At 65.9% G+C, this 15,390-nt stretch carries 18 protein-coding genes and 1 tRNA gene; 10 read left to right on the forward strand and 9 right to left on the reverse strand.

Translation table 11 applies throughout. From position 1 onward, the window contains the following. The first annotated feature begins 116 nt into the window (after positions 1-116). Positions 117-193, forward strand: a tRNA-Asp gene (locus ACODRZ_RS10320). A 77-nt stretch (positions 194-270) separates the two neighbouring features. Here ACODRZ_RS10320 and ACODRZ_RS10325 read toward each other — a convergent pair. The 4 genes from ACODRZ_RS10325 to ACODRZ_RS10340 form a co-directional block, all read right to left on the reverse strand. Next, positions 271-501, reverse strand: coding sequence for a DUF2842 domain-containing protein (locus tag ACODRZ_RS10325; RefSeq protein ID WP_488970389.1), 231 nt, complete (start codon positions 499-501; stop codon positions 271-273). 12 nt (positions 502-513) lie between these two features. Then, positions 514-1,113, reverse strand: a complete 600-nt coding sequence (locus ACODRZ_RS10330) for a 5-formyltetrahydrofolate cyclo-ligase (protein ID WP_488970390.1) — start codon at positions 1,111-1,113, stop codon at positions 514-516. Between the two features lie 153 nt (positions 1,114-1,266). Next, a complete protein-coding gene (locus ACODRZ_RS10335; protein WP_488970391.1) occupies positions 1,267-1,599 on the reverse strand; it encodes a cell division protein ZapA in 333 nt (110 codons plus the stop codon). Continuing rightward, positions 1,599-1,850: a hypothetical protein gene (locus tag ACODRZ_RS10340; RefSeq protein ID WP_488970392.1), complete on the reverse strand. Its 252-nt coding sequence runs from the start codon at positions 1,848-1,850 to the stop codon at positions 1,599-1,601. The genes ACODRZ_RS10335 and ACODRZ_RS10340 overlap by 1 nt, the downstream gene beginning before the upstream one ends. A 237-nt stretch (positions 1,851-2,087) precedes the next feature. Between ACODRZ_RS10340 and tkt the strand changes: the two genes are divergently transcribed. The 6 genes from tkt (at position 2,088) to ACODRZ_RS10370 (ending at position 9,036) form a co-directional block, all read left to right on the forward strand. Then, on the forward strand, positions 2,088-4,076 hold the full coding sequence (gene tkt / locus ACODRZ_RS10345; protein WP_488970393.1) for a transketolase: 1,989 nt from the start codon (positions 2,088-2,090) through the stop codon (positions 4,074-4,076). A 28-nt stretch (positions 4,077-4,104) separates the two neighbouring features. Further along, positions 4,105-5,112 (forward strand): type I glyceraldehyde-3-phosphate dehydrogenase, encoded by a 1,008-nt coding sequence (gene gap / locus ACODRZ_RS10350; protein WP_488970394.1) that lies wholly within the window; start codon positions 4,105-4,107, stop codon positions 5,110-5,112. Between the two features lie 61 nt (positions 5,113-5,173). Next, the gene (locus ACODRZ_RS10355; RefSeq protein ID WP_488970395.1) at positions 5,174-5,599 is read left to right on the forward strand and encodes an MOSC domain-containing protein; all 426 of its coding nucleotides are present in this window, start codon (positions 5,174-5,176) and stop codon (positions 5,597-5,599) included. After that, positions 5,596-6,795: a phosphoglycerate kinase gene (locus ACODRZ_RS10360; protein ID WP_488970396.1), complete on the forward strand. Its 1,200-nt coding sequence runs from the start codon at positions 5,596-5,598 to the stop codon at positions 6,793-6,795. Before ACODRZ_RS10355 ends, ACODRZ_RS10360 begins: the two co-directional genes overlap by 4 nt. A 160-nt stretch (positions 6,796-6,955) precedes the next feature. After that, positions 6,956-8,035: an acyltransferase family protein gene (locus ACODRZ_RS10365; protein WP_488970397.1), complete on the forward strand. Its 1,080-nt coding sequence runs from the start codon at positions 6,956-6,958 to the stop codon at positions 8,033-8,035. A gap of 89 nt (positions 8,036-8,124) precedes the next feature. Beyond that, complete coding sequence (locus ACODRZ_RS10370) at positions 8,125-9,036, forward strand: fructose bisphosphate aldolase (protein ID WP_488970398.1); 912 nt, start codon at positions 8,125-8,127, stop codon at positions 9,034-9,036. Positions 9,037-9,095: 59 nt separating this feature from the next. Here the strand turns inward: ACODRZ_RS10370 and ACODRZ_RS10375 are convergent, their stop codons facing one another. Next, the gene (locus tag ACODRZ_RS10375; RefSeq protein WP_488970399.1) at positions 9,096-9,653 is read right to left on the reverse strand and encodes a hypothetical protein; all 558 of its coding nucleotides are present in this window, start codon (positions 9,651-9,653) and stop codon (positions 9,096-9,098) included. 94 nt (positions 9,654-9,747) lie between these two features. Between ACODRZ_RS10375 and thiE the strand changes: the two genes are divergently transcribed. Continuing rightward, positions 9,748-10,395, forward strand: coding sequence for a thiamine phosphate synthase (gene thiE / locus ACODRZ_RS10380; RefSeq protein WP_488970400.1), 648 nt, complete (start codon positions 9,748-9,750; stop codon positions 10,393-10,395). A gap of 102 nt (positions 10,396-10,497) precedes the next feature. Here the strand turns inward: thiE and ACODRZ_RS10385 are convergent, their stop codons facing one another. From ACODRZ_RS10385 to npdG, 4 genes are read right to left on the reverse strand one after another with little or no spacing between them, the layout of a single operon-like run. Then, positions 10,498-11,418, reverse strand: a complete 921-nt coding sequence (locus tag ACODRZ_RS10385) for a TIGR03619 family F420-dependent LLM class oxidoreductase (RefSeq protein ID WP_488970401.1) — start codon at positions 11,416-11,418, stop codon at positions 10,498-10,500. A 19-nt stretch (positions 11,419-11,437) separates the two neighbouring features. Continuing rightward, complete coding sequence (locus tag ACODRZ_RS10390) at positions 11,438-12,295, reverse strand: SDR family NAD(P)-dependent oxidoreductase (RefSeq protein WP_488970402.1); 858 nt, start codon at positions 12,293-12,295, stop codon at positions 11,438-11,440. 39 nt (positions 12,296-12,334) lie between these two features. Then, a complete protein-coding gene (gene cofC, locus ACODRZ_RS10395) occupies positions 12,335-12,913 on the reverse strand; it encodes a 2-phospho-L-lactate guanylyltransferase (RefSeq protein ID WP_488970403.1) in 579 nt (192 codons plus the stop codon). After that, positions 12,910-13,560, reverse strand: coding sequence for an NADPH-dependent F420 reductase (gene npdG / locus ACODRZ_RS10400; protein WP_488970404.1), 651 nt, complete (start codon positions 13,558-13,560; stop codon positions 12,910-12,912). The genes cofC and npdG overlap by 4 nt, the downstream gene beginning before the upstream one ends. Before the next feature lie 83 nt (positions 13,561-13,643). On the opposite strand from npdG, the gene cofE reads away from it, so the two are divergent. Both cofE and cofD read left to right on the forward strand, forming a co-directional pair. Further along, positions 13,644-14,426, forward strand: a complete 783-nt coding sequence (cofE, locus tag ACODRZ_RS10405; protein ID WP_488970405.1) for a coenzyme F420-0:L-glutamate ligase — start codon at positions 13,644-13,646, stop codon at positions 14,424-14,426. Then, positions 14,423-15,388, forward strand: coding sequence for a 2-phospho-L-lactate transferase (cofD, locus tag ACODRZ_RS10410; protein WP_488970406.1), 966 nt, complete (start codon positions 14,423-14,425; stop codon positions 15,386-15,388). Before cofE ends, cofD begins: the two co-directional genes overlap by 4 nt. Positions 15,389-15,390: the final 2 nt, after the last annotated feature.

Genomic DNA, 15,390 nt, shown 5'->3' on the forward strand with positions numbered 1-15,390 from the left:
TGCCGGCCTGTCACGCCGGAGGTCGCGGGTTCGAGCCCCGTCACTCGCGCCACTTGGGAAAAATGCTGGTAATCCAGCGACTTGAGGTAGTCTAAAAACCTCACATATATCGCTGCGCGGGTGTAGCTCAGTTGGTTAGAGTGCCGGCCTGTCACGCCGGAGGTCGCGGGTTCGAGCCCCGTCACTCGCGCCACTTCTTATGAAGTGGTTCCAGCAGCGATCGAACGAAGAGGCCGGGCTAACGCTCGGCCTTTTTCGTTTTCGGGGCGTTTATTTCCCGAGAGGCGCGCTCCAGCGACCGGTTTCCATCCAGATCAGGAATCGCTTGAGCGGGAGCAGCCAGACGACGCCCAGCGCGATGTAAACCGGTGTCTGCGCAAGCGCATTCCACCCTCCGATGAGCAGGGGCACGTAGCTGGCGATGAGCATGGCATAGAGGCCCAGTGCGACGACCAGCAGAAGCACCCCGAAAGGGATTCGCCAGGTCGGTGTCTCGCGCATGTCAGGTCCTCTCTATACGTTATATATCCGCGTCGGTGTGACCACGGCGGCGAGCGGCCGGTCGTGGGCTTCGACGGGCAGTTCCTCGGCCAACTGGCAGTCCCATGCAAGCCCGATCGCGGTGACGTCGGGGTGTGCCGCCAGCCAGCGGTCGTAATGGCCGCCGCCCTGGCCAAGACGATGGCCTTCAGCGGTGAACGCCACCAGCGGGACGATCACGACGTCTGGCGCGACGTTTTCGCTCTCATGCGAAGGCTGGAACGTCCGCCATGGTCCCGACACGAGGGCTTCGTCGTCCCACGGATTGTCCCAGATGCGGAACTCCATGGGCGCCTCGCGCGCGGGGAAGAAGGGCAGGGCGATGCGGCGCCCGTTCTCCGACAGCCAGCGCGCCCAGCCCAGCGACGGCGCTTCGGAAGGGCCCGGATGATAGAGGCCGACGGTCGCGCCCTCGGGGATCAGTGCAAGGGCGGGAGCGGGCGGGCGATTGAGAATAAGAGCGCGCAGGCCCTGAGGCAGGGCCTTGACGTGCTCGGCCCGAGCCTGACGAAAGCGCTTGCGCAGCGCAGCCTTTTCGTCGGCGAGAATAATGGGGGGTGACGGGTCCACCATGGGTCGTTTCCTAGAAATCCTCTGACGCCTCGACGTCAGGTGGGAACCATGTGTTCCGGACCAGGATCCGGGCAGGGACAGCCCCCAATGGATTGCTTATAGCCTCAGGGATGTTCGAACGGCACGTGCCGGGCAGATCCCGTCACGCCCTATCTAGGCGTTCGTTGCTTCAGTCTCAAGAAGGTCGGCAAGATTTTCGACGCGCGAGGCGATGCGCGCCAGTCTTTCCGCGAATTGCGCCGGAATTGCCGGAACCTCGATCGGCAGAACCGCCTGCGGTTCGGGGCGCGAGCGCAGTTCGTGCAGTTCGTCCGCCATCATCAGCGCGGCGAACAGCAGCATCCGCGTCTCGGTCTGCCCGACTGCGCCCGAGGCCGTGGCTTTCGAATCGATCAGCCGGGCAAGGCGCAGGATATGCGCTTCCTCGCCGTCCGCGCAGGCGAGCATAAATTCGCGCCCGCCAATCCCGAGAGTGACGTTGCCCATCAGGCGTCCTCCGCCTGAGCGCGCTGGGCGAGAAGTTCGTCGAGGCCGGACAGCGACTGGCTGATGCTCGCCTTCAGGTCCTCGTGACGGCGGCGCAAGTCTGCGCCCTTGGCGATGCAGGCGGGCGCGGCGTTCTCGATCCGCGTCAGCGCGGCCTCGATACGGTCGAGCGCTAGCAGGGAGACGGCGCGCGTGGATGCGCTTTCCTCGGTGGCCGCGCCGATCGCCCGGCCCTTAAGCGGGTTGTCCATGGCCAAGCGCTGCGCCGGTTGTGGCGGCGGGGCAAGCAGTTGGCGCGGGTTGTTCACAATCTTGTCACTTGCCTGCGCTTGAATAGTGCGGAAGATACGATGGGCTGCAGGACAATATCCGATCTGCGCGTGAAGAGGGTGAAATCGGGCGGTGAACTTGACGGGAGGCGACCTCTGCCTAAAGGGGGTCGCGAAATTCGAATCGTCCCGCATTCTGCGCGTACCCGGAGTAATCCCATGACCCTCGCTTCCGACCGTCTTGCGCCGATGGCCAACGCCATCCGGGCGCTTTCGATGGATGCGGTGCAGGCTGCGAATAGCGGCCACCCCGGCATGCCGATGGGCATGGCCGACGTCGCCACGGTTCTGTTCGCCAAGTTCCTGAAGTTCGATCCGGCCAACCCCAAGTGGGCCGACCGCGACCGCTTCGTGCTGTCGGCGGGCCATGGCTCGATGCTGATCTATTCGCTGCTGCACCTGACCGGCTACGCCAGCCCGACGCTGGACGACATCCGCAACTTCCGCCAGCTCGGTTCGGTCTGCGCCGGTCACCCCGAGAACTTCCTGATCGAAGGCATCGAATGCACCACCGGCCCGCTGGGTCAGGGCGTGGCGATGGCCGTCGGCATGGCGATGGCCGAACGTCACCTCGCCGCGACTTTTGGCGACGACCTCGTCGATCACAACACCTGGGTCATCGCCGGTGACGGCTGCCTCATGGAAGGCGTCAACCACGAGGCGATCGGTCTGGCCGGTACGCTGAAGCTGGGCCGCCTCAAGGTCCTGTGGGACGACAACAAGATCACCATCGACGGTGACGCCTCGCTCTCGACCTCGGAAGACATTCCGGCACGCTACCGCGCTTCGGGCTGGGACGTGTTCGAGTGCGACGGCCACGACTTCGCCGACATCGAGCGCGCGCTGGGCCTGGCTGCCGCTTCGGACAAGCCCACGCTGGTCGCTTGCCGCACGCTGATCGGCAAGGGTTCGCCCAACAAGCAGGGCGGCCACGACGTCCACGGCTCGCCGCTGGGCGACGCCGAGATCGCCGCGACGCGCGAGAACATCGGCTGGGCCCACGCTCCGTTCGAGATCCCGGCCGAGATTCTCGCCGACTGGCGCTCGCTGGGCGAAAAGGGCGCGAAGTTGCGCGCCGAGTGGGACGCCCGCCTTGCCGCTTCGGACAAGGGCGCGGAACTGACCCGCCGCATGAACGGCGAACTGCCCTCGGGCGACGAAGCCGCGAAGACTTTCGCCGGCTGGCTGGAGAGCGAAACCACCGTCGCGACCCGCAAGGCGTCCGAGAACGTGCTCAATGTCCTCGCGCCGCTGGTGCCCGAGATGGTTGGCGGTTCGGCCGACCTGACCGGTTCGAACAACACCAAGGCGAAGTGCCAGTCGGCGTTTTCGGCCAAGGACTACGCCGGTCGCTACGTCTACTACGGCATCCGCGAATTCGGCATGTCGGCGGCGATGAACGGCATGGCGCTGCATGGCGGCGTGATCCCCTACGGCGGCACCTTCCTGATCTTCTCGGACTACGCCCGCAACGCGATCCGCATGTCGGCGCTGCAGCAGACCCGCGTGATCTACGTGCTGACGCATGATTCCATCGGCCTCGGCGAGGACGGCCCGACTCACCAGCCGGTCGAGACGGTCATGTCGCTGCGCTTGATCCCGAACCTCTACGTGTTCCGCCCGGCCGACGTGATCGAGACCGCCGAGTGCTGGCAGATCGCGCTGGAAAGCGCCGAGACGCCGTCGGTCCTGGCGCTGACCCGCCAAAACCTGCCGCAGCTGCGCACTTCGGGCACGATGCTCTCGGCGCGCGGCGCCTACACGCTGCGCCGCGCAGAGGGTGACCGCAAGGTGATCCTGATCGCTACCGGTTCGGAAGTCGAACTGGCCGTCAAGGTGCGTGACGCGCTGCAGGGACAGGGCATTGGCGCGGACGTCGTCTCGATGCCGTGCATGGAACTGTTCGAGGCGCAGGACGCGGCCTACAAGCACGAAGTCCTGCCGAGCGACCCGTCGATCCTGCGCGTCTCGATCGAGGCGGGCGTGACGCATGGCTGGGAGCGCTTCACCGCATTCAGCCGCAATGGCGGCCTCAACATCGGTCTCGACCGCTTCGGCGCCTCGGCTCCGGCCAAGGTCCTGTTCGAGCGCTTCGGCTTCACCGTCGACGCGATCGTGCCGCAGGTTCTGGAAAAGCTCAGCAGCTAAGAATACCACCTAAGAGGAGATTAGGATTATGGCGACCAAGGTTGCGATCAACGGTTTCGGACGTATCGGGCGCAATGTCGCCCGCGCCATTCTCGAGCGTACCGACCATGACCTCGAGCTGGTGTCGATCAACGACCTCGCCAGCGCCAAGGCCAATGCCCTCCTCTTCAAGCGCGACAGCGTCCACGGTGCGTTTGCGGGCACCGTCGAAGTGGACGGTGATGACCTGATCATCAACGGCAAGCGCATCAAGGTGACCGCGGAGCGCGATCCCGCTAACCTGCCGCACGCCGCCAACGGCATCGACATCGCGCTGGAATGCACCGGCTTCTTCACCGACAAGGCCTCTGCCTCGAAGCACATCGAAGCCGGCGCCAAGCGCGTGCTGATCTCGGCGCCTGCCAAGAACGTCGATCTCACCGTCGTCTACGGCGTGAACCATGACGCGCTGACCGCCGAGCACACCGTCGTGTCGAACGCATCGTGCACCACCAACTGCCTGGCGCCCTTCGCCAAGGTGCTGCACGAGAAGATCGGTATCGAGCGCGGTCTGATGACCACGATCCACTCGTACACCAACGACCAGAAGATCCTCGACCAGATCCACTCCGACCCGCGCCGCGCCCGCGCCGCTGCGATGAACATGATCCCGACCAGCACCGGCGCCGCCGTTGCCGTCGGTCTCGTGCTCCCGGACCTCAAGGGCAAGCTCGACGGTTCGTCGATCCGCGTGCCGACCCCGAACGTCTCGGTCGTCGACCTGACCTTCGTGCCGAGCCGCGACACCACCACCGAGGAAGTCAACGCGCTGCTCAAGGCCGCTGCGGAAGGCGAACTCAAGGGCGTGCTCGGCTACACCGAGGAACCGCTGGTCTCGATCGACTTCAACCACGATTCGCACTCGTCCACCATCGACAGCCTCGAGACCTCGGTTCTCGAAGGCAAGCTGGTGCGCGTTCTGTCGTGGTACGACAACGAGTGGGGCTTCTCCAACCGCATGGTCGACACAGCCGGCGTGATGGGCGGCCTGCTCTGAGACCTTGATGGGGACGGGCCGCCTCCTGGGTATCGCGCGAAGGCAACGCCCTCGCGCGCGCATGGAGGAACTACGGTCCGTCGCCGTTACTGCCGCCGCGGGAGTCCAGGGGGACTTTCGCGGCGCGGTGCGTCCGGGCCGGAAGCCGCGTCGGCAGGTCTCCCTGATGGAGATCGAAAGCTGGCGCGCCGCCCTCGACGACCTGAACGCCTCGGACTTGTTCGGCGAGCGGCCTGTCTGGCATTCGCGCCGGGCGAACCTGCTGGTCGAAGGGCTGCGTTTCCCACGGGAAACCGGCTATGTCGTGGCGATCGGGCAGTCCTTGCGCATCGCGATTACCATGGAATGCGATCCGTGCAGCCGCATGGAGGAAGTGGTGCCGGGCCTCAAGGGCGCGCTCATGCCGGACTGGCGGGGCGGCGTACTGGGCATGGTGCTGGAGGACGGCGAGATTGCCGTCGGCGACGAGATAAGGATCGAGAGATGAGCGCCTTCAAGACCCTTGATGACCTTGGTGATGTGACCGGCAAGGTCGCGCTGGTGCGCGTGGACCTCAACCTGCCGATGCAGGACGGCGCCGTCACCGACGACACCCGCATCCGTGCCGCCGCGCCCACCGTGCTGGAACTCTCCGAGAAGGGCGCCAAGGTTCTCCTCCTCGCCCACTTCGGCCGCCCCAAGGGCGAGCGCGTGCCGAGCCAGTCGCTGTCGATGGTGGTCGGTGCGGTCGAGAAGACGCTGGGCAAGGAAGTGATGTTCGTACCCGAGATCGCGGGCGACATCGTGAAGCAGGCCGTCGGCATCCTGCGCGCCGGCGACATCGCCATCCTCGAGAACACCCGCTTCTGGAAGGGCGAGGAAAAGAACGACGCTGACCTGGCCGCCGCGATCGCCACGAACGCCGACTTCTACGTCAACGACGCCTTCTCCGCCGCGCACCGCGCCCACGCCACCACCGAGGGGCTGGCCAGAGTGCTGCCCGCCTACGCCGGTCGCTCGATGCAGGCCGAACTGGAAGCGCTGGAAAAGGCGCTCGGTACGCCGGAAAAGCCGGTCGCAGCCGTCGTTGGCGGGGCCAAGGTTTCGTCCAAGCTCGACGTGCTCAAGCACCTTGTCACCCAGGTCGATCACCTCATCATCGGCGGCGGCATGGCCAACACCTTCCTCGCCGCCAAGGGCGTGGACGTGGGCAAGTCGCTTTGCGAGCATGACCTGACCGATACCGCGAACGAAATCCTCGCCACGGCGGATGCCTCGGGCTGCACCGTTCACCTTCCTTACGACGTCGTCGTGTCGAAGGAATTCGCAGCCAACCCGCCCTCGCTGCGCACCGTCAACGTGCACGAAGTCGCGGCCGACGAGATGATCCTCGACGCCGGTCCTAACGCGGCGGAGACGCTGGGCGACGTGCTCAAGAACTGCCGCACGCTGGTGTGGAACGGCCCGCTCGGCGCGTTCGAGATGGAGCCCTTCGACGCCGCCACCGTGGCGCTGGCGAAGACCGCCGCCGCGCTGACGGCAGATGGCTCGCTGGTTTCGGTCGCGGGGGGCGGCGACACCGTCGCGGCGCTCAACCACGCGGGCGTAGCGAAGGACTTCTCGTACATCTCGACGGCGGGCGGCGCTTTCCTCGAGTGGATGGAAGGCAAGGTTCTGCCCGGCGTCGCGGCGTTGGAAGTCTGATTGGAAAAGAGGCGTCATCCCAGCGTAGGCTGGGACCGCTCTCGTCAGTGCGCCCGCCTATCGGTCGGGCGCACTGACGAGAGTTGACCGCCTCAAGATGCGATAGCGGTCCCAGCCTTCGCTGGGATGACGGGGATTGTTTGAGAGAGATGGCCTGCGCATGACCTCCCGTGACCGAACCGCACCGCCATGGCAGGGCCGGTACGTTACGCTGGACGGGATGCGCGGGGTCGCCGCGCTTGCCGTGGCGCTGTTCCACTACAACATCTCGCAGGCCCCGCACGGCTATGTCGCGGTGGACTTCTTCTTCGCGCTCTCCGGCTTCGTGCTGTGCCGAACCTATCTGCCGCGCTGGCAAAACGGGCTGACGACCTGGAGCTTCATGAAGCAGCGCGTGGTGCGGCTCTATCCGCTGTTCCTCGCGGGCCTTGTCGTGACCACGCTGTCGGCGATCTCGAACCACTGGACGGGCAAGGGCGACGTGTACAGCTACGCCAAGATCGCCAAGTCGCTGCCGCCCAACCTGCTGATGCTGCCGTCGCCTTTCACCAACACGCTGTTCCCGATGAACGTGCCCGCGTGGTCGCTGTTCTTCGAACTCGTCGCCAGCCTTGGCCTTGCGCTGGTGCTGTTCCGCCTGCCGCGTATCGGACAGATTGCCGTGGCGATCGTCGCTGCCTGTTTCTTCGTGCCGGAGGTGTTGTCGCGCAATGGCGGGAATCTCGGTCCGTTGTGGAGCCAGATGGGCACCACAACGCTGCGCACCACGATGTCGTTCACCGCAGGCGTTCTGATCGCCGGGCTGCCGGCCAAGGAAGTGCGCCATCCCGGCTGGCTGGGCGTTTTCTGCCTCGTCGCCATCGTCGCGATGCTGGTGGCGGACCCGGCGTTCATCCCGAAGGGCTGGTACGACGTGACCTGCGCCGTCCTCGTCTCGCCGCTGCTGGTCTGGCTGGGATCGCGTGGGGAGCCCTCGCGCGTACTGATGCCGATCGCATGGTTTCTCGGCGAAGTGTCCTACGCAGTTTACGCGGTGCACTGGGCTCTCATGGAGCCGCTGCGCTACTTCAAGGACGACCTCGGCTGGAACGAGGTGCTGATGGGCGCGGTCTACCTCGCAGCCTGCGTGACCCTCGGCTGGCTTTGCGTTCGCTTCGTGGACATTCCGCTGCGCCGCAGGCTCAATGTGATGATGCACGCTCGGGCGCGCCACATACCGCCGCGTGCTATACCAAATTGAACGCCAAAAGAATTATGCCGCAGTTGCGAACGGAGGGGGCGCAGCGTAGGCTTTGTTTCAAGTTGCCGAACAACTCAGGAGGAGAAACCATGCAGTATTCGGAAATGACGGCCAAGATGGCCGACGGTGACGGCTTTATCGCCGCACTCGACCAGAGCGGCGGTTCGACGCCGAAGGCTCTCAAGGGTTACGGTATCGAGGAAGGCACCTGGTCCAACGAGGAGGAGATGTTCGGCCTGATCCACGAAATGCGCGCGCGGATCATTTCGTCGGATGCCTTCACCGGTGAGAAGGTCATCGGCGCTATCCTGTTCGAGCGTACCATGGACGGCACCGTCGATGGCGTGCCGACCCCGCAGGCGCTGCTCGCCAAGGGCGTGGTGCCTTTCATCAAGATCGACAAGGGTCTTGAGGACGAGGTCAACGGCGTCCAGCTGATGAAGCCCAATCCCACGCTCGATACGCTGCTGGCGCGTTCCAAGAAGCTCGGCGTGTTCGGCACCAAGGAGCGCTCGGTGATCAACTCGGCGAATGCCGAGGGCATCGCCGCGGTGGTCAAGCAGCAGTTCGAGGTCGGCCTTCAGGTGCTCTCGCATGAGATGATGCCGATCATCGAGCCCGAGGTGAACATCAAGAGCGAGACGCGCGCCGAGTGCGACACGATCCTGCGCGATGAGATCCTCAAGAACCTCGACGCTCTGCCCGAAGGCAAGCAGGTCATGCTCAAGCTCTCGCTGCCGGTGGTGCCGGGCACGTTCGATGCGCTGGTCGATCACCCCAAGGTGCTGCGCGTCGTGGCGCTGTCGGGCGGCTATGCCCGTCCCGAAGCCTGCGTTGAACTGGCGAAGAACAAGGGCATCATCGCCAGCTTCAGCCGCGCGCTGCTCTCGGACCTGCGTTCGCAGATGAGCGATGCGGAATTCGACGCGGCTCTCGGCGAGGCCATCGACGCGATCTACGCAGGTTCGACCCAAAAGGCCGAGGCTGCCGCAGCAGCCTGATCCTTCGGGACTGGACGGGAACAGGCGGCGCTCGAAAGGGCGCCGCCTTTTTCGTGCGCTCAGTAACCGCCCATGAAGCGGAAGCCGAAGCGATAGGCCGACTGCGCGACAGTGCCGTGGTTGTCACCGCCCGCGACCTTGTCGGGCTGAACCTCGACGAGTTCGAGCGTGCCGTCGGCGACCGTCACCGGTTTGCCCGAGGTCACCTCGACTTCGCCGCCGCGTCCGCTGTCGATGCGCACGCGCAGGCGGACTTGCCCGGCCCAGACGCAGCGGGCATTCATCGGGCAACGGCTGTCCTCCAGCACCGCCAGCGGGGTGATGCGCGGACCGCCCACGGTCACCGTCTGGCCGAGCGCGGCGTAAGTCAGCGAGGGCTGCGGCGCTGCGGGCGGGAGTTCCGATGGCGGCGGATAGCTATGGGCGGGCGTATAGGGCGGCGTGACCGCCGGGCCGGGATAGCTCGTGGCCGGAGGTGCTGACGGCGGCGGCGCTGCGGGAGGCGGAGGAGCACTCGCCTGCGGATAGGATTGCATCCGGGCCGGATCGGCCGGGGGGATCACGGTGCAGCCGGCCAGGGCAGCTCCGGTCAGGGCGAGCGCTATCGGTATCCTCATGGCGCGCCATGCAACACGCGGGCGCCTGAACGGTTCCCGAACGTGCGTGCTCGGAATGCTTGGCGTGGACGCGCGGCGCGGCTAGAGAGCTGCCATGAACGATCAAGCCGACATTCCGCGCGAACCCACAAAGCTCTACCTGATTTCGCCGCTCGACGTCGGCGGGGCCTTCCCCGACCGTCTGGCGCGCGCGCTGGACGCAGGCGAGGTCGCGGCCTTCCAGTTCCGCGTCAAGGACGTGGACCAGCATGAGGCCGCGCGTCTGGCCGAGCCGCTGCAGAAGATTTGCGGGGACCGCGAAGTCGCGTTCATCATCAACGACTCGATCGGCCTTGCCAAGCGCCTCGGCGCGGACGGTGTGCATCTCGGGCAGGAGGACGGCACCGTCGAGGAAGCGCGTCAGGCGCTCGGCCGCGATGCCCAGATCGGCGTGACCTGCAACGCCAGCCGTCATCTCGCCATGGAAGCGGGCGAGAATGGCGCGGACTACGTGGCGTTCGGCGCGTTCTTCCCGACCACCACCAAGGTGACCAAGCATGTCGCCGGGCTGGACGTGCTGGAATGGTGGCAGTCGATCTTCGAGATTCCATGCGTCGCTATCGGCGGGATCACCCCGGAAAACTGCGGTGACCTCGTGCGGGCGGGCGCGGATTTCCTTGCGGTGTCAGGCGCAGTCTGGAACGGGGACGAGGAAGCGGCGGTCCGTGCGTTTCACGAAGCGTTGGCGGCAGTGCAGGGTTGAGGGGGCTTCGACAAGCTCAGCCTGAGCGGGGTTAATGGGCAGCTGCTGTCTCTCCGCTTATCCTGAGTCTGTCGAAGGGCGATTTTAGCGCGACGGCGGGGATCAGAAATCGATCTTCGCGATCACCTCTTCCCCGAACTTCTGCGCCTGTTCGAGATATTCTGCGCGCGTCTCGGTGTAGATCGTCGCGCCGGAACCATCGACGCCAAGCGACTTGAGGTTGGCGAAATGATCCAGCGCTTCCTGGGCGTTCCAGCCCGCCTTCACTGAATAGGTCGATGAGGCGATGACCTTCGGCGGAGTCTCACGGCCGATTTTCTCGCAATGCGCGGCCATGTAGGCGATGGCTTCCAGAATGTCTTCGTCGCCTTCGAGATTGGCGGTGCGGGCGGTGTCGGTGATGGCCTTGGGCACGAAGAACGGATGCCAGGCATCGCCCAGTTCCACCGCCCGGCGAAGCGCGCGCTTGGAGTTGCCACCGACCAGTAGCGGGGGATGCGGCGCCTGCGCAGGGGTCGGCAGCACGCGGTTGCCGAGCGCGGTGAAGCCGTTGCCCTCGAAGGTAAAATCCTCTCCCGTCCAGGCCAGCTTCATGGCTTTCATGTATTCGTCCATGATGTCGTTGCGGCTGTCGAAATCGACGCCCAGTGCCTTGTATTCGGCCTTCATATACCCTGCGCCCAGGCCGAGGATCATGCGCCCGCCGGTGAAATGGTCGAGACTCGATACGGCGCGCGCGGTGATGAACGGGTTGCGATAGGGCAGGACGAGGATGTTCGTCTGCAGCCGCAGCGTGGTCGTGGCCGCGCCCAGCATCGAAAGCATGACGAAAGGATCCTGCGCATAGTGCCCGCCATTGTCGAGCCAGCGCGAAGAGGGCACGGGATGATCGGTGACGGTGCCTGCGTAGAAGCCGGCTGCCTCGACCGCCTTCGCGATCTGGTGCAGCGTTTCCATGGTGCCCCATTCCTGCGGCTTGTCGATGTGGTCGAAGGGCAGGCTGGTGCTGAGGGTAAAGGTCATCGCTCTCTCGTTCTATCGGTTATTCGGAGACTTCGGGCGGCAGGACCCATGTGTCGTTGCGGTCGCGCACCCATCCACCCGAGGCCCACGAGCCCCCGTCCACCGGGATGATGGTGCCGGTGACGTAACTGGCCATCGGCGAGGCAAGGAACACCGCGACCCGTCCGCATTCCTCGTCGATCCCGGCGCGGCCTGCGGGGATGCGCTTGCGGATACCCTCGACCTGCGCGGGGCTGGGCTGGAACCACGCCGCCTCGTCCACGGGGCCGGTGAACTGGCCGCGCGTTCCCGGCGTCACCGTGTAGTCGGGCGCGATGGTATTCACGCGAATGCCATGCTCGGCGAATTCGAGCGCCAGGGTGCGGGTGAGATTGTTGATGCCCGCCTTGCACGCGGCATAGACGGCATAGCCCGGCGCCGCCCGGCTCGCCTCGATGCTGGTGACATTGACGATCGCGCCGCCGCGCCCGCCTGCGATCATGACCGGCACTGCCGCCTGTGTGGCGGCGAGATTACTGACCAGGTTGAGGTCGATGTGCCGTCGCCAGTTCTTCTCGGTGAGGTCGAGGAACCCGCGCCGGGTCACGCCGCCTGCGTTGTTCACCAGCACGTCGAGCCGCCCGAAGGTGTCCGCGGTGCGCGCGATCGCGCCTTGCAGGGCCTCGACATCCATAACGTTGCCGGGGATGCACAGCGCCTTGCGTCCGCGCGCCTCGATCATTGCGGTGACCTGAGCGCAGCGTTCCGGGATCGCCTCGATTATCGCCACGTCGGCGCCCATGTCGGCCATGCACAGCGCGATGGATCGCCCGATGCCGCCACCCCCGCCGGTCACAAAGGCCACTTGCCCGGTCAGGTCGATGTCGTTTGCCTGCACTCGCCTCTCCGCGTTACGGGGCCGTATGCGGCCTTACGGTCAGTTCGCCAAAGCGAACAAGTGTTCAGCATCGGCCAGGTCGACGGGCTCGTCTATATCTTTCGCGAGACCCGGCGTGGTGATCGTCACGGCGTTCAGGCCCAGCGTTTCCGCAGCCGCGCGGTGGAGTTTGGCGCTGCCGGTGCCGTACTGGAAGCGAAACCCTGCCGCCTTGGGCAAGGGTAGCGAAAGCGCATTGGTGCCGGTGCCGTGGCGATCGGTCGCAATGCCGAGGGTACAGGGGGGCAGGTCGGCAAGCTGAAGCAGGTCCTGTGCACCGAGGCACGGCAGGTCGCCGGCGACGACGATCAGCCGATCGGGCGGAGCACCCCGAGACAGGATTTCCAGCGCGTTTACCAGCGCCGCGTTGAGGCCGTCACGATCGTCGAAGATGAAGGGCAGCGCGCCGCGCGGTGGTCCCAGCAGGATCGTGCGGTCTACAGCGCCCGCTGCCGCGTCGATCACGCGGGAAAGCATCGCCTCGACCAGCCTGTCACGCTCATGAGGGGGCAGCGCTGGAGCCAGGCGGGTCTTGCCGCGTCCGCGTGCCTTGACCGGGATGAGCGCCCAGACAGTCATGGGATTGCGGGCGCTTCGGCCAGATTTGTGAAGCGGATGCCCGCGCCGTCGGCCTTGTAGGTCTTGTTCATGTAGATAAGGATCGAGGTCAACGCTTCCGCGGCCGCCGAGTTGGCAAGGGCACCGCCTGACAGCCCGCGCAGGCCCATGCCGGGGCACAAGTCCACCACCGTCTGCCGCGCGGCGACGTCATCGGAGAAGACCAGCACGTCGCAGTCGATCGCATGGTCGGAATCGAGGTGATGGGCGGAGACGTTGTGGAATGCCGTCACCAGCCGCGCATCGGGGCCGAGATGCGCGCGGGCCTGTGCAGCGGCGCTGCCCTCGACGGGTAGTTGCACGCGCATGACTTTGGGCGGCACGAGCGGCACAGTCGTATCCACGACCACGGCGTCGCCCACGCGGTCGCGGATCTGTGCAAGCGTATCGCCCTGCGAGGCATGGGGGACGGTCACGATCACTACGTCCTTGCCTTCCGCCGCATCGACGTTGGCGGCATGCCCTGCGGCGCCCAGTTCCTCGGCGGTTACTTGCGCCTTTTCGGCGGAGCGCGAGCCGATCGTTACGGCATGTCCGGACGCGACGAGCCTGCGTGCGATGCCTTTTCCGAGCGCTCCGGTGCCGCCGATGACTGCGATGCTTGCCATGCCTTTTATCTCTCCCACGAAGTTTCACGCCTGCGCATTGTCGTTGTCGGCAGCGGACCTAAGGTGTCGTTCGGGAGAACAGGATGAACGCTCTTCGGGAACTGACCGTGCGGCCGCTTGCCGGATTGCCCATGTTCGCCGCCGGCGGGTCGATTGCGCAAGCGATTTGCACTGCACTTGGCGCCGAGGGTGACGGCTTACGCGACGGCGATATATGCGTGATGGCGCAGAAGATCGTCTCCAAGGTGGAGGGACGCACGATCGACCTCGCCGGGGTGAAGCCGGGAGAGGAGGCGCGCGCGCTGGCGGTTCGGACGGGCCGCGATCCCGCCATGGCACAGGCGATCCTCGACGAAAGCGCCGAGATCATGCGCCCGCACCCCGCCGCCATTATCGCCCGGCATCGCACCGGCCACGTTCTTGCCAACGCGGGCATCGATGCCAGCAATGTTGCGGGAGGAGATGCGGGTACGGTGCTGCTCTGGCCGCGCGATCCTGACGGCTCGGCGCGGCGCCTGCGTGCGGAACTGGCCGAGGCGAGCGGCGTGCGAGTGGCGGTGGTGATCGCAGACTCCATGGGCCGAGCATGGCGCATCGGAACGGTCGGCACTGCGATCGGCTGTGCGGGGCTTGCGGTGCTGGAGGATCGCCGAGGGCTCGGCGTCGATCTCTATGGACGCACGCTGCAGGCAACGGTGATCGCCGTTGCGGACGCGGTCGCGGCAATGGCGACGCTGGCCATGGGCGAGGGAGACGAAGGCACGCCCGTGGCCATCGTGCGCGGCGCGGCACACTGGACTTGCGAGGAGGATGGGCCGGGCGCGGCAAGCGGGTTGCGGCCGGTGGAACAGGACATGTTTCGATGACGGGAAAGCATGTACTCGCTCTCAGCGGCGGCGTCGGCGGGGCGAAGCTGGCGGCAGGGCTTGCCGCCGTGCTCGCGCCCGATGACCTGACCATCGTGGTCAACACCGGGGACGACTTCGAGCATCTTGGCCTGACGATCTGCCCCGACATCGATTCGGTGACCTATGCCCTCGCCGGGCTCAACGACACGGCGCGGGGCTGGGGAGTAAAGGACGAGACATGGCAGGCGATGGCCATGCTGCGCGCGTTGGGAGAGGCGGATTGGTTCAACCTCGGCGATCGTGACATGGGGATGCACATCGCGCGTTCGTGGCGGCTGCGTGCGGGCGATACCTTGTCGCAAGTGACGGCGCGGCTGACGCGCGAGCTCTGTATCGCGCATGCGATAGTTCCCATGAGCGACGCGCCCATACGCACCCAGGTGGGCACCGCCGCGGGATGGCTGGACTTCCAGCGCTACTTCGTCGCCGAGCAGTGCCGGCCGGTAGCGACGGGCATCCGCTTCGAGGGCGTCCCCGGAGCTGCACCGTCGCCTGCTTTCGCCGCCGCCCTGACGCGCGAGGACCTTGCCGCGATCGTGGTTTGTCCATCGAATCCGTACCTCAGCGTCGACCCCATCCTCAGCATCGATGGTGTGCGCGATGCGCTTGCCCGGCGGCGTGTTCCGGTCGTGGCGGTTTCGCCGCTGGTGGGCGGCGCTTCGCTCAAGGGGCCGCTCGGCAAGCTGCTGGGGGAACTGGGCAGGCCGGTTGCCAACGCTTCGATCGCCGATCACTACTCCGATCACCGGGGCGATCTTATCGACCATCTGATCATCGACGAGGCCGATGCCGCCGATGCCGGGGACTTGCGGGCGCGGGGGCTTTCGGTCACCGTTTGCCCAACAGTCATGTGCCACGCCGGTGACCGGGAGAGGCTTGCGCGCGAAGCACTGATCGCAGCCGGTATCGAGACAGGATGACC

This window comes from Novosphingobium sp. FG90, assembly GCF_057808725.1.